Below are 19,758 nucleotides of genomic sequence, written 5' to 3'. Positions count from 1 at the left end.
GCGATCGCAGCGACACCGCAGGCATCTCAACCGTCCTCGTCCAGCAGGCCGGACCTCTGCGCGGCGTTCACGATGCGCCGAACGTTGGCCTCGGTGCCGCAGTTCTGGCTGATCAGCTCGTTGCGCCGGGCCGACCACTTCTCCCCCAGCTCGAATCGGACGTTCTCCGGGACCTCCTGGCGAGCGGGCTTGAGGATGGTCAGCTCCTCCTCGGCGATGTGGTGCGCGACCAGGTTGCTGAGGTGCTCCACGGCGTCCGCGAAGGCCTGGGTGTCGGTGCCCTTGAGCTCGAGCACGGCGAGCAGCGCCTCGTTGCCCTCGGCGTGCTCCTCCCGACCGTGCTCGACCTCGTCTCCTCCGACGTCGTCGCTCCTGCGGGCGAGAACCGGGTAGACGAGCTCCTCCTCCGCCTCCCCGTGCGCGATGAGGACGTGCGCGAAGGCACGCCGTACGGCGTCCCTGTCGGCCGTGCCGTCCCGCAGCTGTGCGAGGAGCTTCTCGAAGCGGCGGTGGTCCTCGGTGATGAGGTCGATGACGTCGCCCGAGGATGGGCGACCGAGGTCGATACCGGTGCTCATGGCCGCTGAGGTACCCGGAACGTTTCGGGATAGTCAGAACGGGGGGTCCGCCCCGGCCGATCGGCCATACGCTCGGCGATCGAATCGCGGATGCCCGAGCCTGACCCCATACTTGACCGGTCCTTCCAGCGGCGACGAACGGCTGCCATGACCACACTGATTGACCGCCTGCGTTCATCGCGCGGCTGGTGGTTCGACCTCTCCGTGTGCGGCGTGGGGATCGCGCTGTTCGTCCAGGCCTCCGTGGGTGCCCTGCGCGACGGGTCCGGCCTGAACGCGGTGGCGTTCCTCGGGATCCCGCTGATCCTCGTCATCGCTCGGTTCCCGGTCGTCATCGACATCCAGGACGGCGGGATCGAGGTCGGGTTCGACTCCTGCGTCCTGATGTTCCTGCTGTGCACGCTCGACGCGCACGACGCACTCGTGGTCTGGTCCCTCGGCGTCCTCCTCACCCAGCTCACGACGGCGAAACGGCTGTCGTCGAAGATCTTCAACATCGGCGTCGGCATCACCGCGGGCTTCCTCGCCAGTGCGGTGCTCGGTCTGGTCCGGGGCGAAGCGCTGGGGACGCCTCGAGAGCTGGCCGCCGTCGCGGCCGCGGCAGCGGTGTACTTCGCCGCCGACTTCGTGGTCTCGGCATTCTCTCTCGCCATCAGCGGAGCCACGACGCTCCGTGACCAGGTGCTGCAGCCCGGGACCCTGCTCGCCATCGGCTGCTTCGTGCCGTTCGACACGCTGGGGTACCTGGGCGCCGTCGTCCACCGGAGCGCGCCGCCGTGGACGCTGGTCCTGCTCGCGGTGCCGCTGACCACCCTGCTGGTCGCGACCCGCGCTCTGACCCGCGGGCGGGAGAACGCTCGCCGGCTCGCCGTGCTGTTCGACGCCGCCGTCCGCGCGCAGACGCTGTCGCAGCGGGGCGCCGTGGCGCACGCTCTGCTCGGGGACGCCCGCAAGCTGCTCCGCCTCCAGCAGGTGGCTCTCCGCTCCGACCCGCCCGTCTCCGGCGAGGTCGGCGCCGAGATCCACGACGGGGACACGCAGCTGTGGATCGTCGCCAAGGCGATGGACCGGGCACGGTCCACGGTGACTGCGGACGAGCAGGCGCTCAAGACACTCGCGGCGGTCGCAACGGACGCGTTCGCGCGCCTCACGCTCACCAGCGAGATGGTCCACGTGGCGCGGCACGACCCGCTGACCGACCTGCCGAACCGCGGCATCCTCCTGGACCGCATCGACCACGCCCTGTCCCGCGCCCGCCGCCGCGACGGACTCGTCGCTCTCCTGTTCGTCGACCTGGACGGGTTCAAGCCTGTCAACGACCGCTTCGGCCATGCCGCCGGTGACGCGGTCCTGATCGAGGTGGCTGGGCGCCTGCGCGCGTGCGTCCGGGGCGCCGACACGGTCGCCCGGCTGGGCGGTGACGAGTTCGCGATCCTCTTCGAGGACACCGACACCGCCCACGTGGAGGCGGCCTGCGAGCGGGTGCTGAGGGCCGTGCGCGAGGGGGCGTGGGTCGCCGGGCACCGCGTCCCGCTCAGTGCGAGCGCCGGGATCGCGTACGCCGCGAGCCGGGACGACGGTGAGGGGCTGCTCGGCAAGGCCGACCTGGCGATGTACGCGGCGAAGGCGGAGGGCAAGGACCGCCTGGTCCGCTACGAGGACGCGATCGGGCACTCGCGCCTCGAGCGGCTGGTGATGGTCGAGGACCTGCGCCGCGCGATCGCCGAGAAGCGGATCGATGTCGTCTACCAGCCGGTCGTCGCCACCGGCACCGGCCGCATCGTCGGCGTCGAGGCCCTCGCCAGGTGGACCCGGGACGGCGTCGCGGTGCCCGCGGACGTGTTCATCCGGGTCGCCGAGGACGCGGGGATGATCGTCGACCTGGGCGACGTGGCACTGTCCGCCGTCGCCGCCGACGCAGCGACGCTGCGCGGCAGCCTCGATGGCTCGATCACGATGTGCGTCAACGTCTCGGCGCAGCAGTTGATGGATCCGACGTTCGTCGACCGCGTCCGGCGGGCGACCGTGGCGATGGCCGGTGTCACCCTCGTCCTGGAGATCACCGAACGCGAGGGGATCGACCTCGACCCGGTCGTGCTCGCGTCGATGCATGCGATCGCGGACATGGGAGTGAGCTTCGCGATCGACGACTTCGGCGTCGGCTTCTCCTCGATCAGCTACCTCACGAACCTGCCCGTGCGGATCCTGAAGGCGGACGCCTCCCTCTCGGAGGGGATCGACACCGACGAGCGGGCCAGCGCGCTGCTCCGCTCGGTCACGCAGATGGGACAGTCCCTGGGCCTGGACGTGATCGTCGAGGGGATCGAGCGCGAGTCACAGATGGCCGCGATCGGCAGTGCGGAGGGACTCTACGTCCAGGGCTACCTGCTGCACCGGCCGATGTCCTTCGAGCAGCTTCGGCGCGTGCTCTCCGAGGACCGCTCGACCTCCGCTGCCGGCCTGAAGCCCTCGGCACCGGCTTCCGTACGCTCCAGGTAGCGGTCCCGAGTGGTCCGCCTGCGCTCGTCTCGCGCCGGTGATCACGACCGGCTGGCGAGCCGGACGAGCCGCTGGACGTCCGGCGCCGCGTCGAGCAGGTCCACCGGGACGGCGAGCGGAATGCGCCAGTTCTCACGGTCCACCGTCCCGGGCACGTTGACGCGCCGCTCCTCGTGGACCGCGTCCTCCAGGGAGAACGAGATCAACAGGGACGGCGCCCGGACCAGCTGGCGATAGGCCGCCTCGACGGCCTCAGTGGCCGTCGCGTCCGGCGGGAGGCCGTCGCGCACGAGCTTCTCGAGCAGCTCCCGTCGGTCGCCGGCGACGTCGTCCTTGCTCATGTCGGTCGACGCGAGCTGGTCCTCGGCATCCGAGCCGGTCCACAGGCCGGCGACGGTGGGCAGGTCGTGGGTCGTGACGGTCGCCAGCGCCGCCACCGGCCAGTCCGCCGGATCGTCCTCCTCGAACCAGAGCACCTTGTAGGACAGGACGCCCCGCTCGGCGAGGGCTTCCGGCACGCCCGGCTCCACGGTCCCCAGGTCCTCGCCGACGACGACCGCCCCGGCGCGGTGGGACTCGAGCGCGACGATGTCGAGCAGGTCGCCGCTGGGGTAGCGGACGTAAGCGCCCTCGGTCGCGGTGGCGCCGTCGGGGATCCACCAGAGCCGGAACAGGCCCATCACGTGGTCGATGCGCAGGCCGCCTGCGCCCGCGATCGTGCGCCGGACCGACTGGATGAACGGCTCGTACTCCGCGGCGCGCAGCCGCCACGGCACGAGTGGCGGTGCCCCCCAGTCCTGGCCCAGCGAGTTCAGCGCGTCCGGCGGCGCGCCGACCGAGACCCCCTGGGCGAGGACGTCCTGCCAGGCCCACGAGTCGGCGCCTCCCCCGGAGACCCCGATCGGAAGGTCCTGGATGACAGTCAGGTCACCCGTGGCGTCACGGAGCTGTACGTCGACCTGCCACTGGAGCCAGGCGTGGAAGGCGACCTCGGCGGCCTGCGCCTCGGCCACCTCCCGCACCGCTGAGGTGGCTGGCCGCTGCAGCTCCCGCGGCCACCCGTGCCAGTCCGGGCCGTGCAGCTCGGCGAGGACGCACCAGACGGCGAACTCCTGCAGCTCCTCGCCCTGGGTCGCCCGCCACTCCCGGAAGTCTCGACTTCCCCCGGTCTCCAGCTCGCTGCGCCGGAAGGCGGCCCGCAGGGCGCGGCGCTTGACCCGCCAGATGGGGTCGCGGTCGACGAGGGCGGCATCAGCCAGCCGGCGCACCTCCACCGCGTCGACGTCGTCCGCGGCGAAGCCGGGCACCTCCTCCACCCGCAGGTAGATCGGGTTGCGGAACCGGCGGGTGGCGGGCAGATAGGGGCTCGCCTCCTGGGGCACCGTCGGCGCCACTGCGTGCAGCGGGTTCACCAGCAGGAACCCGCCGCCCTCCTGCTCGGTCCAGGTGCGCAGCGACCGGAGGTCGGCCAGGTCGCCGATCCCCCAGCTGGCGGACGAGCGAGCGCCGTACAGCTGCACGGCCCAGCCCCAGAGCCGCCGGTCGGGGAGCCAGCATCTGCCGGGCGAGACGATCAGGCGACGACCCGAGCCGCCGTCGCCGATGCGGTGGTAGCCGAGGGGGAAGTCGACGGAGAGGTGCCCGTCGACCTCGCGCTGCGTCCCGTCCTCGCAGACCACCCGGACCCGGCCCAGACCGAGGTCGTCGCCGGGTCGAGCGACGATCGGTGCGCGAACCTCGAGGTGGTCCGGGGGCCTGCCGATGATCTCGCGGAGCCGAGCCACGGTGTCCTCGCCGACCCGCTGCGGCCGGTCGTCGGCATCCACCCAGTCCCGCTGGATGCCCCACGCGTCCGCATCTGCCCCGTGCCGCCCTGCGCCCGTCATGCCCTCCCGGTTCCCCGAGCTGGCCGGCGGCATCCCCGTGCCGGCCTGATTGCGCAGGAAGCGGCCTGCACCAGTACCGTCGGACGAGGTATGGACACGAACGCCGATCTCCCCGACAGCGACCCCCTCTCCGACGTCGTCGACGCACTCTGGGCGGAGGAGTACGACGTCGAGCGGCCCCTGCCGGGCGTCCTCCACGTCACGGGACGCTTCTCCAACCCCGAGCGGATCGCGCTGCGCGCGGCGGGTCAGGCGGACGACCGGCCCGTGGCCATCTGGGCGACCAGCCACCGTGGTGACTGGGTCCTCGTCTGCTGGAACCGGCCCGAGCTGGTGACCATCACCCAGAAGGGGGCCACCCCGCAGCGCTGGCGCCACCGCCGGCTGCCGCCGACGCTGAACCCGGGCGCCCAGACGTTCCTCGATGGCGCGTCGTCGCCGTTCGACATCGTCACCAGGCCCAAGCACCAGCCGACCGCCGCGGCGCGCACGGTCCTCGAGATGTTCGGGATCACCGAGCCTGCGCCCCCGGGCTGGGTGGCTCCGGTCGTCGAGGTGCCGGTGCCCACGGAGCGGTTCGTGCCGGTGTCCGCCAAGCCGCAGCGCGCGCCCCGGGCGCCGAAGCCGGAGCCGGTGAAGCCGGCCGAGCCCGAGATCCGGATCTGTCCGAACTGCTTCATGGCGCTTCCCGCGACCGGCGTCTGCGACAACTGCGCCTGACCCACACGCCCGAGGGCCCTCAGCAGCGGGCTGCCGAGTCCCAGGTGCGCTGGAGCACCTCACGGTGCGTGGGCAGCGCCGCGTCGTACACCGTGCGGCCCTCCTCGGTGAGGCAGACGAAGACGCCACGGCGGTCGTCCTGGCACACCGAGCGACGGACGAGGCCGTCCTTCTCGAGCCGGGCGACGGCGCGGGAGAGCGCGCTCTGGCTCAGGTAGATGTCCTGGGCGAGGTCGGCCATCCGGTAGTTGCCGCAGTTGGCGTCGACCAGCCGGTCGAGGGTCTCGAACTCGCTGAGACCGATGCCGTGCCGGTCCTGCAGCGACTTCTCGAGCGCGCAGCTGATCGCCGCATGCCGGTCGAGGAGCTCGCGCCAGTCGCCCACCAGATCGCCGGACGCCGTGCGGGCACGGCCTGGCGAGGTCTGGGCGGACGTCTTCGACACACGCGCATCCTACCGGCGACGTGACATTCATGCAAACACATTAATTGCGCTTGCATTCAATGCACACGCATGGAACGCTACTCGCCATGTCATCAACCTCCGCTCCCCCCGCGACCAGCGCCATCCGCTGGACCTCCCGCACCTGGGCGATGCTGATCACCCTGTGCATCGTGTTGTTCCTCGACGGGCTCGACGTCTCCATGATCGGCGTCGCGCTCCCCTCCATCGGCGCCGAGCTCGACCTCTCGACGTCCTCGCTGCAATGGCTGATCAGCGGCTACGTCCTCGGGTACGGCGGCCTGCTGCTCGTCGGCGGCCGCACCGCCGACCTGCTGGGCAGGCGCCGCGTGTTCCTGATCGCGCTCGCGGTCTTCGCGCTGGCCTCCCTGCTCGGTGGGCTGGTGAGCTCCGGGCCCTTGCTGATCATCACCCGCTTCATCAAGGGCCTCGCCGCGGNTCCCGGAGGGACCGGCGCGCAACAGGGCGCTGTCGATCTACACCGTGTTCGGCGCCGGCGGCTACTCCTCCGGCCTGCTGTTCGGTGGCCTGATGACCGGCGTCGGCTGGCGCTGGACGTTCCTGCTGCCCGTGCCGATCGCCCTGCTCGCACTCGCCGCAGCATGGGTCCTGATCCCCAAGGACAAGCCGGTCGGAGAGGGCGGCCACGACTTCGTCGGCGCCCTCACATCCGGCGGGGCGATGCTGCTGCTCGTCTACACCGTGGTGACGGCACCCGAGGTCGGCTGGGCCTCGACTCGCACGATCCTGTCGTTCATCGGCGTGGCCGCACTGCTCGCGGCGTTCGTGCTGGTGGAGAGCCGGATCGCGCACCCGCTGATCCGCCTGGGCATCCTGCGCAAGCCGACCCTGTTGCGGGCGAGCATCGCCATCGTCGCCGTCGGCGGCTCGTACTTCAGCTGGCAGTTCATCGTCACACTGTTCCTGCAGGACAACCTCGGCTGGTCGCCGCTGGAGCTGGCGCTGGCGCTACTGCCGATCGGCCTGATGGTGACCCTCTCGGCGGTGTTCTCCCACAAGCTCGTCGACCGGTTCGGCACCTCGCCGATCATCGCGGTCACGATGACCGTGATGGCCCTGGGCTACCTGATGTTCGTCCTCCGCCTCGACACCGACCCCTCGTACCTCGGCATGCTCCTGCCGGCGCTGATCCTGATCGGCGTGGGATGGATCGGCTTCCCGGCCATCAACATCCAGGCCACCAGCGGGATCGACCCCGACGAGCAGGGCCTGGCGGCCGGGGTGCTCCAGACCTCCATGCAGGTCGGCGCCGCGATCGTGCTCGCGGTGACCACCGCGGTGATCGCGTCCGGCACCCAGGGCAGCACCTCGCCCACGGCGATGCTGGACGGCTACCGTCCGGGGCTGGCATTCGCCGCCGCGGTCTGCGCGGTGGGCGCCCTGGTGGCGCTCCTCGGCCTCGCGGCGGAGCGTCGGCAGGGCGGTGACGACGACCTCGATGCGTCCGAGGTCGAGCCGGAGCTGGCGAGCGCCGCCTAGCTGGCCGTCAGCACTCGAGCCATGTGGGTCCGGTCCGGCGACCGGGCCCACATGGGCGCGCGGTCATGGGCGCGCGGTTCGATCCCGGCGGAAGCGCCTCAGCGCGCGGGCGTCCCGGCGTGGTAGATGCCGTTCACGAGCCGCTCGTGGGTCTTGGCCCGCACGGCCGCAGCGTCGCCGAGGCCGGTGACGAAGTAGCCCTCGACCGGCTCGCCGGTCTCGTCGTTCACGACCCATGCCGTGAGGAACGGCGTCCAGGACCAGGTTCCCTTGCGGTCCCGCATCTCGACCAGCACCTTGCCCATCTGCCGGGCTGGCACCGGGCGCTCACCCTCCCCGGTCAGCCGGTCGGCCAGCTCGCCGTAGGTGATCGGCTCAGCGGTCTCCTGTGCGATCGCAACAAGGATCTGCTCAGCAGCGCGGGCGAGGGTCGGAACGGAAGTGAGGGCCACAAGACCAGTCTGCCCCCTGTGTGGGCATTGGCTTGCATTCAGCCCGACAGAGCCGGCTCCGTCCGCGGCTCGAACCCGACGCTCACCCGGCTCGGGTAGAGCTCGCCTAGCAGTCGCCGGTCGGGCCCGCGGATCGGTTCGACCACGCAGGTGCCGCGCCGCGTCACCACCCGGACGAGGCCGTGCGGCGACTCCCATCGATAGGCGTCAAGGGACAGCTGCCGGAGGTGGTAGCCCAGGTGGGTCTTGGCGCGGTGATGACGCCGCGTGAGCGGTGCGGCGTTGCGGTCGCCGGTCTGCCCTGGCGGCCCGTGGACGTCGTACGGCGTCGGGTGGTCGAGGTCCAGGCCCCTGCTGATCATCGAGGTGCTGTGCGGGAAGACGTCGTAGAGGTTGCGCAGCCCGGTGCGCTCCTTGCAGGCGGCGGGATGCTCGTAGGCGTTCACGGAGACGCCGTCGTTGAGATCGATGACCGGTTTCACCGACACGTTCCGATGACGCAGCAACTCGACGACCTGGGCGAGCAGCATCGGCCCGATCCCTTCCACCCGCGCGACCCCGGGCACCCGGCCGGTCAGGACGTCGCGGTGGAGATGGACGAAGATCGTCGCCGGACGGCGTCGTGACCCACGCCCCGGACGCGTGCCGCTGTCCGGACCGCCCTCAGCGAGCCCGTCGAGGAACCTCGCAGCATCGTGAGGTCGCGCGAGCAGCTCGACGGCCTCGGCACGGAGCTGGTCCATCGTCTTCACGTCGTCGTCGCCATCCGACACGAGGTTGTCAGCCAGGGCCTGGGCGAGCTCGGTCACCGTCGCCTCGAACTCCACCGCGCCGGCGGTCGACAGGCGCATCCCGACGCCCTGGACGGCGGGCTCGCCATCGACCTCGGCGACCCGCTGCCCCGGACGCCTCCGGCGCAGCCACACGCCCTTGCGCGCCTCATCCCTGCGGATCCGCTCCTCGTGGCCCGAGAGGTCGGCCTCGATCACCCGGGCCTCGGCGATCGCGAGGATCCGCGAGGCGCTCTCATCGACCGCCGCTCCGACCGCGGCGTCGACCAGCCTCGCCTGTTGCTTGGTGAGCCGGCGCGACAGGGAGGCGACCCTGCGGGCGACCCAAAGATCGATGCGGAGCGACTCGGCCGCAGCCCACACCTCCGGAAGCCGGTGACGTAGGTCGAGCCCGTCGGCGAGCCTGTTGGCGGTCGCGACGCTGCCGGCGCGTCCCGCCATCGCGAACTCCTCGAGCCTGAGCAGGGCGACCCCCGGCGTCCCTTCACCGCCGATCACGGTGAGCCGGTCGCCGCCGTACTTCACCGGGACGGCACCCGGGTCTGCCTGCGGGTCGGCGGAGTGGCGGTCCTGCCACTGCAGCAGCAGACGCATCCGGTCGACATCGATCTGCCGCTGGGCCAGCACGGCGTCCTGCTCCGCAGCGAGGATTGCCGCGGAATCGAGGTGGGGCAGGTCCCGGTGCATGACTCCATTCCAGCATCGAGCACCGACACTGGGACCTCGCCGGGAGCCGCCTGTGGATCACGCGTGATGGCCTCGGTGATCGAGGTTCGAACGACCGTCGGGCGAGTCCTTCGGCCGAGATCTGCCAATCGGCCACGGCCTGCCGGGAATGTTGTCAGCCTGATTCACATGTCGGTCGAGGACGTCACCGTCGCGAGGTGGAAACGGTTCGGCCATGACCGCGCCTACGCCACTCACGCAGACGGCACAAGCCTCGGCTATCGCGACCTGGCATCTGGATCGGATCATCCGGAGCCCGCGGCAGACGCCGACCTCCTGCGCCGGGCGGTCGACGCGTGGGCTGCGATCGAGAGTCTCGTCGCATCCATGCCCGACCCTGCTGTCGCTCCTGACGCGATCACCGCGACAGTGATGCCGCTGGTGCCTGCGTGGACCGATCTCGCGAGCAACCCACCGGGCGTCATGGCGCGCGCGCAGGCCATCGCGGAGTGGGAACGTCGAAAGTCAGCGAGACGCGTGATGCCACACCTCGAGCGTCTCTTCAACGTCCACACTGACGAGCGCTCATGGCGGAAGGGAGCAGATGGCGAGGAGGTCGTCGGCGCTCGGCTCGAGCGGCTCGCCGCCAAGGATCCGCGCTGGCGGTTCCTTCACGCGGTGCCCGTTGGCTCTCGCGGCTCTGATATCGACCATGTCGCCATAGGCCCGGCGGGCGTGCTGACCATCAACGCCAAACACCATGACAAGGCGAAGGTGTGGATCGGCGGGGACACGCTGATGGTCAACGGGCACCGGCAGCCATACGTACGCAACAGCCGGCACGAGGCCATGCGGGCCTCCCGTCTGCTCACAGGAGCATGCGGCTTCGAGGTGTCTGCCGTCGGAGTGATCGCCATCGTGGGCGGTGTCGAGATCAAGACGAAGGCGCCGCCTGCTGACGTCAGCGTTGTCCGCCAGAAGGACCTGAATCGCTGGCTGCGGAGACTGCCGGTGATCCTCGGTGAGGATCGGATCGAGCGGATCTACGACCAGGCGCGGCGATCTACGACGTGGGCGTGCTCCTAGTCGACGACACGACAGCCACGGCCGGCGACCGTCCGCAGAGGGCCGTCGACCTGAATCGCCTGGGGCGACCGATCTGCCGCGTCCGCGACGGCACGGGCACTCTCCCGGTTGCCCTGCGCCACCACGCGGGTGAGCATGGAGGATGGCCCCACGGGTTGGCAGGAAGCTCAGCGTCGGGCTCGTGGTCTCGGTGCTTCTCGTGGGGACGGTGGGTGCGTTGCTGTGGTCGTTCCAGCGGCAGTTGATCTACTTCCCCGACCCAACGCCGGTGCCGCCGGCCGGGGAGGTCATCGACGGTGCCACGGACGTCACACTGCACACCGAGGACGGTCTCGAGCTCGGCGCGTGGTTCGTCCCGGCCGACCCTGCGACCGCCACCGGGATGGCCGTGCTCGTCGCGCCCGGCAATGGCGGCAACCGGGCCAGCCGGGCGGGCTTCGCCTCCGCGCTGAGCCGTCGCGGGTTCGCCGTACTGCTGATGGACTACCGCGGGTACGGCGGCAACCCCGGCCGTCCCAGCGAGGACGGCCTGGCCGCCGACGCGGACGCGGCGGTCGACGGGCTGCGGGACCTGGGGTTCCCCGCGGCGCGGACGATCTACTTCGGCGAGTCGCTCGGCGCCGGCGTCGTCGCGGCCCTGCAAGCCCGTCACCCGCCGGCCGGGATGGTGCTGAGGTCGCCGTTTCCCGAGCTGGCCGACGTCGGCTCCCACCACTATCCGTGGCTGCCGGTGCGCGCGCTGCTCCGCGACCGGTTCCCGGTCCTCGAGCACCTCGCCGAGAGCGACGTACCGGTGACCGTGATCTACGGACAGCACGATGGCGTGGTCCCCACGAAGCTCAGCGCCCGCGTCGCCGACCATGCGCCGACCTTGGTTGAGCGGCTGGTGATCGAGGGCGCAGACCACAACGACCCGGTCATGTTCGGCCCCGAGGTCGCCGACGGCGTCGCCCGGCTGGCACGCACCCTGTCCTGAGCGCAGGGCGCGACGCACGGCCTGATCAGTCGGGATAGGCGACGTGAACGTCGTTCGGGGACGGCGCGCCCTTCCCGGTCTCGACGAGAGCCTTCAGGCTCATCAGGTAGGTCGCCCACTTGGTGCCGCAGTGGTGCATGAACTCGACCGGCTCCCGCCAGCCCTTGTGCTTGAACATGACGATCGTGTGGTCGCCGTCCTGACGGAGGTTCCACTCCACGGTCGTGCCGACCCATTCCGTGGGGCCGTCCACGACCTCCCATCGCACGAGCTCGGAGTCGCGCCTGTCCAGGACCTTCATGTCGAAGCCGCCGGGCGGGAAGCGGAACTGCAGCACGCCACCGACCTCGGCGGAGCCGGTGGTGTCGTCGGTCCACCAGCTGGCAAGCCCCTCGACGGTCGTCAGCGCGTCGTAGACCTTCTCCGGGGAGGGCGTCACGACACCGACCCTGTGCAGGATGTCCACCATCTCGTTCTCTCCTTGACTCGTGACGGCCCCGGCTACCGCCGGGACCGCGGCTCAGGCGAACCTCCTGGCTCGCCATAGTGCAACACTTGGTTGCACGTACCGTACGGAGTCACGCAGAGATACGCAACCATTAGTTGCGCAATAACTCAGCCGCCCGTTACTCGCCCTCACCGGCAGGCGTGCCCGGCTCCTTGAGCTCGGCGACGAACAGCCGACCACCACCCGAGGACTGCCTCGTCGTCACCGTCAGCTCGACGAGGGCCTCCGTCCCGTCGCCCCGCAGGGCGGGAACGGTCACCGACCGTTCGAGCAACGGGCTACGTCCGACGTTCAGGTGCAGCGTGAAGCCCGCCAGGTGCGCCTGGTGGTAGCGAGCGGGGATGATCGCGAGGATCCGGCGGCCGACGAGCTGATCGGCTCGGCTGTAGCCCAGCATCTCGAGCGCGACCTGGCTCGCCGCCACGATCCGGTTCCGGTCGTCGGCGGCGACGAGGGCGAGCTCCGACGCTGCGATCTCCTCGGTGTCCCGGTCGACCGGTGGTGTCTGCGGTGGTACGTCGAGCAGTCCCGCCCACGGCGTCCCCGGCGCGCCGGCACTCTGCTGCACCACCTCCCGGCACAGCCACTGCCGCAACGCGCGCATCTCGGGCTGCATCGGGGGTGTCAGGAACTTCCCCGCGAGGGCCAGCTCGAGAGCCGCGTCCAGGGTCTCGTTGAGCATGGCGAAGCTGGGCACCAGGGCGCGTGGCACATGCAGCAGGACCCGGTCCTTGGAGACCAGCGGCTCGATCGCCGCCGCCAGCAGCTCCTCGGGCTGGTCCCCCAGCTCCGGCGCCGGGATGCTCTCGATCAGGAGCGCCATCGCCTCGTGCGCGGCGGCGTGCATCTCGATCTCGTCGACAGCGTCCAGGTCGTCGAGCCGGAACAGCAGGTACTCACGCAGCACCGACTCTGCGTGCTGGTGCCACGCCGCGTGCAGCAGCAGAGGTACGTTGCGCAGCGTGACGGTGACGGCGTCGTCGGCATCCTCCGCCTTGGCGACGCGGGCCGGAGCGGTCTGCGGCCCGTCGTCACGGGCCTCGGCCCCCGGCGGGCTGAGCTCGAACCAGACCGTCTTGCCGTCGCCCGTCAGGTCGACGCCCCACTGGTCCGCGAGCGTCTCGAGCAGCTGCAGCCCGCGGCCGGTCCCGGCCATCGTCCCGTAGTCGCGCCGCACCGGGAGATGCGCCGCCCCGTCGGACACCTCCACGCGCACGGTGCCGTCGAACAGGGACAGCGCGAAGTCGATCGGCGTCCCCGCGTGCATCAGCGCGTTCGTCACCACCTCGCTGACCAGCAGCTGGGCGTCGTCCACGAGCGGTTCGTGGGCGGGCTCGCTCAGGGTCTGCCTCGTCAGGGCGCGGGCCTGGCCGACGCTGGACGGATGTGCGGGGAAGCGGCGACGAATCGGTGCCTGAGACGCGCTCACCGAGACCCCCGCGGTCCAATCTCAGCGCTGCCCGCTCCAGCTTTCGAGCCAGCACCGATCTGCCGCGATTCCCCCATACATCCCGATGCTAACCGCCACCACCGGAAGGGTGGGTTCGCCGATGTCACGTCAGGCCCGGGGGCCGGTGCGACCAAGGCTTGTCGAAGTGCTTGCCGTCGCCTTGATCGACGCTGACCGTTCGCTGACCCGTGCTTGGTCACAGTGGTGACTCCTGATCCACCAGAGCAAAGGGAGACACCATGAAGAAGCTGTCGATCATCGCGGCCGGTGCCGCACTGCTGGCCCTCGCCCTGGGCGGGCCGGCCGCGATGAGCACAGCGGCGGCCGCGACGCACGGCGACGCCGCAACCCAGCACGTCGCGACCAGCCGCGGCAACGCACCCAGCACAACCCAGATCGCCGCCCTCTTCGACCGCTGGAACGCCGCGGTCGAGACCGGAGACGCGGAGAAGGTGGCAGACCTCTACGCACCGGACGCCGTGTTGCTCCCCACCCTGTCCCCGCAGATCCGGACCACGCGTGCCGGGATCGTCGACTACTTCGAGCACTTCCTCGCGCGCCACCCCAGCGGGCAGGAGATCCGCTCCGTCGTCAAGGTGCTCGACGCCCGGTCCGCGATCGACACCGGCATCTACCGCTTCACCTTCCACAACGCCGACGGGACAACCGACTCCGTGGACGCCCGCTACACGTTCGTCTACGAGAAGCGGGACGGCCAGTGGTGGATCATCAACCACCACTCGTCGCTGCTGCCCGCAGCCAGCTGATCCTCACGCACAGCCCGCCGGTGGGGGTGTCGTCGAGCACGACGCCCCCACCGGCGTCGGTCATCAGCTGGTTGACGATCGCCAGGCCGAGACCGGAGCCGGACCGGCCGGTGAGACCACGGCCGCGCCAGAACCGGTCGAAGGCCCGCTCCTTCTCCTCCGCCGACAGCCCAGGCCCCTCGTCGTGGACCTCGAGCACGATCCGATCCTGAGAGCCCTGGACGTCGAGCCTGATCGGCGCCCCGTCCGGCGACACTGCGAGAGCGTTGGCGAGGACGTTGTCGAGCACCTGCTCCACGTGTCCCGGGCCCGCGACGACCGGGGCCAGGTCCTCGGACGCGCCGGTCACCTCGAACCGGATGCCGCGCTCGGCCGCCGCCGGGCGCCAGACGGCGAGGCGCTGCTCGACCGCGTCGGACAGGTCGACCCGCTGCGTCCCACCGGACCCGGCGTCTGCGCGGGCGAGCATCAGCAGGCCGTCGGCCAGCCGACTCATCCGGACCACCTCGCTCGTCGCCTGCTCGATGTCGGCCCTGACCCCGACGTCGTCGACGCCCTCGGCGATGTTGTCCAGTGCGAGACGCAGCGCGGTCAGCGGGGTGCGGAGCTGGTGCGAGGCGTCCGCGACGAACATCTGCCGGGCAGCGACCAGGCTCTCGAGGCGCTCAGCGCCGAGGTTCAGCGTCCGGGCCAGCGTCTGTATCTCGGGCGGACCGGTCACCGGCGCACGAGCCGTCAGGTCACCGTCGCCGAGCCGGCCGGCCATCGCGTGCAGGTCGCGCAGCGGCCGGGTCAGCCGACGCACCGCCACCGCGCCGAGCACGGCCGCGACGGCGAGGATCCCGACGGCGAGCGCTGCCCGCAACATCCAGATCTCCCAGACCTCCTCGTCGATCTGGTCGGTCGGGTAGCTGATCCGGACGGCCTCGTGGTCGGAGGCGGCGACAGTGACGACCAGGGCGGTGTCGGTCCAGTCGGCTCGCGTTCCGCCGCGCCAGGTGGAGAGCAGCTCGACGGTGCCCGGTGTCTCCCGCTCGTAGGTCCGGATCGTCGCGGCCAGCGAGTCGCGAGAGGCCTGGTCTCGGCTCGCGAGCAACAGCGCCATCGACGTCGCGTCCCGCTGGACGGCCGCTGCGGTGTCGTTGCGCATGTGCTGGCTGACCGGGACCGAGAGCGGCACCTTGAAGGCCAGGAGCGCGACGGCGACCAGCAGCACGTAGGCCACCGTCAGCCTTCGGATCATGGGGTGGCCGAAGCCGGCTGGACGACGAGCCGGAAACCCATGCCGCGGACCGACTCGAAGATCAGGGCGCCGGCGAGCTTCCGCCGCAGAGCGGAGACGTGGACGTCGAGGGTCTTGGTGGGGCCGAACCAGTTCGTGTCCCAGACCGCCTCCATGATCTGTTCCCGGCTGATCAGGGCGCCGGGCTCCTCGGCGAGGAAGGACAGCAGCTCGTACTCCTTGCGCGCCAGCTGCACCTCGACACCGTCGAGGAACACCCGCCCCGCCCTGCGGTCGATGGTGACCCGGCCGTACTGGCCGTCCTCGGAGGGGCCCTCGCCCGGGCGCACGCGCCGCATCACGGCCCGGATCCGGGCGACCACCTCCCGCACGCCGAACGGCTTGGACACATAGTCGTCGGCGCCCAGCTCCAGCCCGACGACGCGGTCCGCCTCGTCGCTGCGCGCACTCACGACGATGATCGGGACGTCGCTGCGGGACCGCAGGGTCCGGCAGACGTCGAGGCCGTCGCCGTCCGGCAGCCCGAGGTCCAGGAGCACGAGATCGCTCCGCGCCGCGTGGAGCGCTTCCGCGGCGGTCGCCACCCAGTCGACCTCGTATCCGTACATGGCCAGCCCGCGTCGCAACGACATGGCGATCGACTCGTCATCCTCAACCAGAAGCACTCGCACGCGGCAAACCATAGGCGCGCCGGCCAGCTCGGGACGCGCACGGTCTGGAGCAGGGAATCCGGACCGCGATCCAGCGGTTCTCCCAGTGATGACCAGCGACTTCGATGCCGACGCCCTGGATGCGTACTCGGCAATCGTCACCTCCGTCGCAGCGCAGCTGACGCCGCGGGTGGCGGCCCTGCGCGCCCGGTCGTCCCGAGGCGAGTCAGCGGGGTCGGCGGTCGCTCTGACCGGCGAGGGCCATCTGATCACCAACTCCCACGTCGTCGGTGACGCCGACGGCGGCACGGCGGAGTTCGCGGACGGCACCGTGGCCCGGTTCGAGGTCGTGGGTCGCGACCCGCTCTCGGATCTCGCGGTGCTGCGGACCGACCGGGAGGTGCCGAGTCCGCCGGAGTACGGCGACTCCGACTCGCTCCTCGTCGGCTCCCTCGTGGTGGCGGTGGGCAACCCGCTGGGCCTGTCCGGCACGGTGACCGCCGGCGTGGTGAGCGCCCTGGGACGAAGCATGCCGGCGCGTTCGCGCACGGCGGCCCGGCTGATCGAGGACGTCATCCAGACCGACGCCGCGCTCAACCCCGGGAACTCCGGCGGTGCGCTCGCCGACAGCCGTGGACGAGTCGTCGGCATCAGCACCGCGGTGGCCGGCATCGGACTGGGACTGGCCGTGCCGATCAACGCGACCACCCGAGGGATCATCGGCGCGCTGATGCATGACGGGCGGGTCCGGCGTGCCTACCTCGGCCTGGTCAGCACGCCCGCCCGGCTGACGCCCGCGCAGGCGGAGCGGTTCGGGCAGCGCCGCGCGCTGCGCGTCGTGGAGGCGATGGGGAACAGTCCGGCGGCGCTCAGCGGACTTCGCGCCGGTGACCTCGTCCTCGCGGTCGACGGCGTACCACTCGGCGACGCGCAGTCCCTGCAGAAGCGGCTGTTCGCCGACGCCATCGGCCAGCGGATGGAGATCACGGTGCTGCGCAACGGGGCGCTGGTCGACGCGGTCGTGGTGCCCACCGAGCTCGTGGACTGACCGTGCTGCCGTGACGGTCTCGACCGGCCGTCCTCAACGGTTGCCCTGACCGCCATGTCGGCGCATCCTGTGAGGAGGAGGCCCCGATGAAGTCCTCGACCCTTCCCGACGGCATGCCGGTCCTGTCCCGCGGCCGACACCGATGGCCGCGACGCGGCGCGTGCTTCATGGAGTTCGCCTCACTCCTCGCCGGCGAGCGGTGGAGCGACCACCCCTCCTGCACGCATCCCCTGCTCGGACAGCTGGCCCGCCAGGTCAACGACTGCACCAGCGACGCGGGTCGCCACCAGCTGGTGCCGCTGATCCCGTCGGTCGTCGGGCTGCGCGGGGACGACCGGACATCGCTCACGGTCGCCGTGGCGGTCGCCGCGAGCGCCCTCCTCGACGCTCCGGAGGGGACGCAGCGCGCGCTCGCCGCCGGCCTGCTCCGCGCCGAGGAGGTGTCCGCCGACGCCGGCCCCAGGCTGGCCACGACCCGTCGCCAGGCGCGGTCCGCGCTCGACCTGGTTCCCGGCGCGGTCGCCTGGGTCCAGCGGCTCGGATGTCACGACCGCCTCACCCTGCAGACCTTCGGCCATCGCTGCGCCCCGACGATGATCCGGTGCGCAGTGGAAGGGGTGGTGGCGACCGGCAGGCCCGACTGCGACCAGCGGCTGCGCGCCCTGCTCGAGGCGGGTATCGCCGCCTGCCCGGCGCCCGAGCCGGAACGCGCGAGCGGCCCTCCGGGCGTCGTACGCGCCAGATCGTGAGTCGATGAGCGTCACCTCGCCGACGGCTCGGCGTGCCGGCTTCGACCTGCTGCAACACGACGAGCTGTCGGCGGCGTGGACGGCCGACCTGCCCGGCTCGCGGACGCCGCACGTCGTGGTCGGGCTGCCGTCCTTCGCCCTCGACCGTGCGGTGTACGACCACTACGGCGACCGGGTGCCACCGCTCGAGAACCGCTACCTGTACGTGCTGCTGCGCGCCAGGGAGCCTGCCACCGAGGTGGTCTTCCTCTCGTCCCTCCCCGCTCCGGCCGACAGCCTGGAGAGCTACCTGTCGCTGGTCGGGGCCGAGGAGCGGAGCCGGGTCCTCGCGAAAAGTCGCCTCGTCAGCGCCGACGACCCGTCGTGGCGCCCTCTGGCGGAGAAGCTGCTCGAGCGCGGTGACATCGTCGACGAGCTGCGGCGCTACGTCGGCGGCCGGCCGGCGATCCTGGAGCCGTGGAACATCGGGCCCGCCGAGGAGGAGCTCTCCGTCGCGCTCGGCATCCCTGCCAACGCGACCGGCACCTCCCGTTGCCACCTGGCCACCAAGAGCAACGGCCGGCGGCTGCTCAGAACGGCCGGGGTCGCCGTACCCGAAGGCTCCGAGGACGTGACCTCACCCGCGGAGGTGGTCGCCGCGATCCGGCGGCTCCTGCGGCTCCGGCCGGAGGTCAAGGAGGTCGTCGTAAAGCTCGACGACAGCGTCGCCGGGGATGGCAACGTGACCGTGCCCGTGAGCACGGTGACCGGTCTCGACGACGGGCGCGACGATGGGCTTGACGATGAAATGGCCGCAAAGACGATCGGCAGCCTGCTGCCGCCGTGGTACGTGGAGACCCTTCGCCGCGGCGGTGTCGTCGAGGAGCTCATCGCCGAGGTCGAGGTGCGCAGCCCGAGTGCGCAAGCAGCGATCGCGCCCGACGGCGGCGTCACCGTCATCGGGACCCATGAGCAGCGCCTCGGCGGCATGAATGGGCAGGTCTTCGAAGGCGCATCGTTCCCCGCGCTTCCGGAGTACGCCGTCGAGCTGGGACGGAACGCGTACGACGTCGGCATGGAGCTCGGCCGACACGGAGCGGTCGGCCGGTTCTCGGTCGACTTCGTGGTCAGTCGTCACTCACCCGGTGACACCTGGAAGGTCTACGGCCTGGAGATCAACCTCCGCAAGGGCGGCACGACGCACACGCTCGGCCTCATGCGCCTGTTGCGCGGCGGCAGCTACGACGCCGGGCGCGGCCAGTTCGTCGACGCCGAGGGCCGTGTCGCGTGCTACGCGGCGACCGACAACCTGCTCCGGCCGTCGTGGGTCGGCCGCCCTCCACGCGACGTCCGGCAACGGCTGGCCGACGCCGGCCTCACCTATGACCACAGCACGGGGACCGGTGTCGTGGTCCACCTGCTCGACTGCCTCCGAGTCGACGGACGCATGGGCTACACGGCCCTGGCCGACAGCCCCGAGGACGCCGCCGAACTCGAGGGTCGGGTGGTGGCTGCGCTGTCGTGACGGGGGCTGGTGAGTGGCGCACGGAGCTTGGTCGCGCGGGGTGCTACTTACCGCCCACTAAAGGCGCCCCACACCGCCCAAGGACGCGCTCGTCGTCGCGCGGGTTGTCATTGGGCAATCCCGCCGATTCAGCGTCGACCGGGCTGCGCCGCGCCGAAGCAGGGCGGCTGAGATGCCGGCGCGACCGCCCGCCTCTTCCCGCCTTGCTGCGCCGCCTATGGT

Annotated in this window: 17 protein-coding genes and 1 pseudogene; 9 read left to right on the top strand and 9 right to left on the bottom strand. The window is 71.2% G+C overall.

The features are described from left to right. Nucleotides 1-26: 26 nt before the first annotated feature. Nucleotides 27-578 (bottom strand): hemerythrin domain-containing protein, encoded by a 552-nt coding sequence (locus E7Z54_RS14265; RefSeq protein WP_136434773.1) that lies wholly within the window; start codon nucleotides 576-578, stop codon nucleotides 27-29. 147 nt (nucleotides 579-725) lie between these two features. Between E7Z54_RS14265 and E7Z54_RS14260 the strand changes: the two genes are divergently transcribed. After that, nucleotides 726-3,077: a putative bifunctional diguanylate cyclase/phosphodiesterase gene (locus E7Z54_RS14260; RefSeq protein ID WP_136434771.1), complete on the top strand. Its 2,352-nt coding sequence runs from the start codon at nucleotides 726-728 to the stop codon at nucleotides 3,075-3,077. Between the two features lie 41 nt (nucleotides 3,078-3,118). On the opposite strand, the gene malQ is transcribed toward E7Z54_RS14260, so the two are convergent. Further along, complete coding sequence (malQ, locus tag E7Z54_RS14255) at nucleotides 3,119-4,963, bottom strand: 4-alpha-glucanotransferase (RefSeq protein WP_136434769.1); 1,845 nt, start codon at nucleotides 4,961-4,963, stop codon at nucleotides 3,119-3,121. A gap of 90 nt (nucleotides 4,964-5,053) precedes the next feature. Between malQ and E7Z54_RS14250 the strand changes: the two genes are divergently transcribed. After that, complete coding sequence (locus tag E7Z54_RS14250; RefSeq protein ID WP_136434767.1) at nucleotides 5,054-5,683, top strand: hypothetical protein; 630 nt, start codon at nucleotides 5,054-5,056, stop codon at nucleotides 5,681-5,683. Nucleotides 5,684-5,702: 19 nt separating this feature from the next. On the opposite strand, the gene E7Z54_RS14245 is transcribed toward E7Z54_RS14250, so the two are convergent. After that, nucleotides 5,703-6,128, bottom strand: coding sequence for a MarR family winged helix-turn-helix transcriptional regulator (locus E7Z54_RS14245; protein WP_136434765.1), 426 nt, complete (start codon nucleotides 6,126-6,128; stop codon nucleotides 5,703-5,705). 59 nt (nucleotides 6,129-6,187) lie between these two features. On the opposite strand from E7Z54_RS14245, the pseudogene E7Z54_RS14240 reads away from it, so the two are divergent. Next, a pseudogene (locus tag E7Z54_RS14240) lies at nucleotides 6,188-7,646 on the top strand (MFS transporter). 98 nt (nucleotides 7,647-7,744) lie between these two features. On the opposite strand, the gene E7Z54_RS14235 reads toward E7Z54_RS14240, so the two are convergent. After that, nucleotides 7,745-8,098, bottom strand: a complete 354-nt coding sequence (locus E7Z54_RS14235) for a hypothetical protein (protein ID WP_136434764.1) — start codon at nucleotides 8,096-8,098, stop codon at nucleotides 7,745-7,747. Nucleotides 8,099-8,136: 38 nt separating this feature from the next. Then, entirely contained in the window at nucleotides 8,137-9,576 is a 1,440-nt protein-coding gene (locus E7Z54_RS14230) for a hypothetical protein (protein WP_136434762.1), read from the bottom strand. Nucleotides 9,577-9,744: 168 nt separating this feature from the next. Here E7Z54_RS14230 and E7Z54_RS23775 point away from each other — a divergent pair, with 168 nt between their 5' ends. Both E7Z54_RS23775 and E7Z54_RS14220 read left to right on the top strand, forming a co-directional pair. Further along, nucleotides 9,745-10,641, top strand: a complete 897-nt coding sequence (locus tag E7Z54_RS23775) for a nuclease-related domain-containing protein (protein ID WP_206056217.1) — start codon at nucleotides 9,745-9,747, stop codon at nucleotides 10,639-10,641. A 142-nt stretch (nucleotides 10,642-10,783) separates the two neighbouring features. Beyond that, nucleotides 10,784-11,617 carry an alpha/beta hydrolase gene (locus E7Z54_RS14220; RefSeq protein ID WP_136434760.1) on the top strand — a complete coding sequence of 278 codons (834 nt, stop codon included), beginning with the start codon at nucleotides 10,784-10,786 and terminating at the stop codon, nucleotides 11,615-11,617. A 25-nt stretch (nucleotides 11,618-11,642) separates the two neighbouring features. Here the strand turns inward: E7Z54_RS14220 and E7Z54_RS14215 are convergent, their stop codons facing one another. Then, on the bottom strand, nucleotides 11,643-12,086 hold the full coding sequence (locus E7Z54_RS14215) for an SRPBCC family protein (protein WP_136434758.1): 444 nt from the start codon (nucleotides 12,084-12,086) through the stop codon (nucleotides 11,643-11,645). 157 nt (nucleotides 12,087-12,243) lie between these two features. Then, nucleotides 12,244-13,554, bottom strand: a complete 1,311-nt coding sequence (locus E7Z54_RS14210) for an ATP-binding protein (RefSeq protein WP_136434756.1) — start codon at nucleotides 13,552-13,554, stop codon at nucleotides 12,244-12,246. Between the two features lie 260 nt (nucleotides 13,555-13,814). On the opposite strand from E7Z54_RS14210, the gene E7Z54_RS14205 reads away from it, so the two are divergent. Then, nucleotides 13,815-14,342 (top strand): SgcJ/EcaC family oxidoreductase, encoded by a 528-nt coding sequence (locus E7Z54_RS14205; protein ID WP_136434754.1) that lies wholly within the window; start codon nucleotides 13,815-13,817, stop codon nucleotides 14,340-14,342. Here the strand turns inward: E7Z54_RS14205 and E7Z54_RS14200 are convergent. Continuing rightward, nucleotides 14,305-15,585 carry a sensor histidine kinase gene (locus tag E7Z54_RS14200; protein WP_136434752.1) on the bottom strand — a complete coding sequence of 427 codons (1,281 nt, stop codon included), beginning with the start codon at nucleotides 15,583-15,585 and terminating at the stop codon, nucleotides 14,305-14,307. The two genes, E7Z54_RS14205 and E7Z54_RS14200, sit on opposite strands and share 38 nt — an antisense overlap. Then, nucleotides 15,582-16,256: a response regulator transcription factor gene (locus tag E7Z54_RS14195; protein WP_206056216.1), complete on the bottom strand. Its 675-nt coding sequence runs from the start codon at nucleotides 16,254-16,256 to the stop codon at nucleotides 15,582-15,584. The genes E7Z54_RS14200 and E7Z54_RS14195 overlap by 4 nt, the downstream gene beginning before the upstream one ends. A gap of 88 nt (nucleotides 16,257-16,344) precedes the next feature. On the opposite strand from E7Z54_RS14195, the gene E7Z54_RS14190 reads away from it, so the two are divergent. From E7Z54_RS14190 to E7Z54_RS14180, 3 genes are all read left to right on the top strand, one after another. Continuing rightward, nucleotides 16,345-17,283 (top strand): S1C family serine protease, encoded by a 939-nt coding sequence (locus E7Z54_RS14190; RefSeq protein WP_136434748.1) that lies wholly within the window; start codon nucleotides 16,345-16,347, stop codon nucleotides 17,281-17,283. 86 nt (nucleotides 17,284-17,369) lie between these two features. Further along, nucleotides 17,370-18,032: a hypothetical protein gene (locus E7Z54_RS14185; RefSeq protein WP_240769685.1), complete on the top strand. Its 663-nt coding sequence runs from the start codon at nucleotides 17,370-17,372 to the stop codon at nucleotides 18,030-18,032. A 4-nt stretch (nucleotides 18,033-18,036) separates the two neighbouring features. Next, nucleotides 18,037-19,536, top strand: coding sequence for a peptide ligase PGM1-related protein (locus tag E7Z54_RS14180; RefSeq protein WP_136434747.1), 1,500 nt, complete (start codon nucleotides 18,037-18,039; stop codon nucleotides 19,534-19,536). Nucleotides 19,537-19,758 lie beyond the last annotated feature (222 nt).

Origin of the sequence: Nocardioides sp. (assembly GCF_004803405.1) — a bacterium.
Lineage (GTDB): Bacteria > Actinomycetota > Actinomycetes > Propionibacteriales > Nocardioidaceae > Nocardioides > Nocardioides vastitatis.
Note: the sequence above shows the minus strand (reverse complement) of the source record. Positions and strands in the feature narration are given on the sequence as shown.

What these genes read in the sequence shown, in the direction of transcription:
- E7Z54_RS14265 (WP_136434773.1), bottom strand. Translation starts at nt 578, where the DNA reads ATGAGCACCGGTATCGACCTCGGTCGCCCATCCTCGGGCGACGTCATC.
- E7Z54_RS14260 (WP_136434771.1), top strand. Translation starts at nt 726, where the DNA reads ATGACCACACTGATTGACCGCCTGCGTTCATCGCGCGGCTGGTGGTTC.
- malQ (WP_136434769.1), bottom strand. Translation starts at nt 4,963, where the DNA reads ATGACGGGCGCAGGGCGGCACGGGGCAGATGCGGACGCGTGGGGCATC.
- E7Z54_RS14250 (WP_136434767.1), top strand. Translation starts at nt 5,054, where the DNA reads ATGGACACGAACGCCGATCTCCCCGACAGCGACCCCCTCTCCGACGTC.
- E7Z54_RS14230 (WP_136434762.1), bottom strand. Translation starts at nt 9,576, where the DNA reads ATGCACCGGGACCTGCCCCACCTCGATTCCGCGGCAATCCTCGCTGCG.
- E7Z54_RS23775 (WP_206056217.1), top strand. Translation starts at nt 9,745, where the DNA reads ATGTCGGTCGAGGACGTCACCGTCGCGAGGTGGAAACGGTTCGGCCAT.
- E7Z54_RS14220 (WP_136434760.1), top strand. Translation starts at nt 10,784, where the DNA reads ATGGCCCCACGGGTTGGCAGGAAGCTCAGCGTCGGGCTCGTGGTCTCG.
- E7Z54_RS14215 (WP_136434758.1), bottom strand. Translation starts at nt 12,086, where the DNA reads ATGGTGGACATCCTGCACAGGGTCGGTGTCGTGACGCCCTCCCCGGAG.
- E7Z54_RS14205 (WP_136434754.1), top strand. Translation starts at nt 13,815, where the DNA reads ATGAAGAAGCTGTCGATCATCGCGGCCGGTGCCGCACTGCTGGCCCTC.
- E7Z54_RS14200 (WP_136434752.1), bottom strand. Translation starts at nt 15,585, where the DNA reads ATGATCCGAAGGCTGACGGTGGCCTACGTGCTGCTGGTCGCCGTCGCG.
- E7Z54_RS14190 (WP_136434748.1), top strand. Translation starts at nt 16,345, where the DNA reads ATGACCAGCGACTTCGATGCCGACGCCCTGGATGCGTACTCGGCAATC.
- E7Z54_RS14185 (WP_240769685.1), top strand. Translation starts at nt 17,370, where the DNA reads ATGAAGTCCTCGACCCTTCCCGACGGCATGCCGGTCCTGTCCCGCGGC.
- E7Z54_RS14180 (WP_136434747.1), top strand. Translation starts at nt 18,037, where the DNA reads ATGAGCGTCACCTCGCCGACGGCTCGGCGTGCCGGCTTCGACCTGCTG.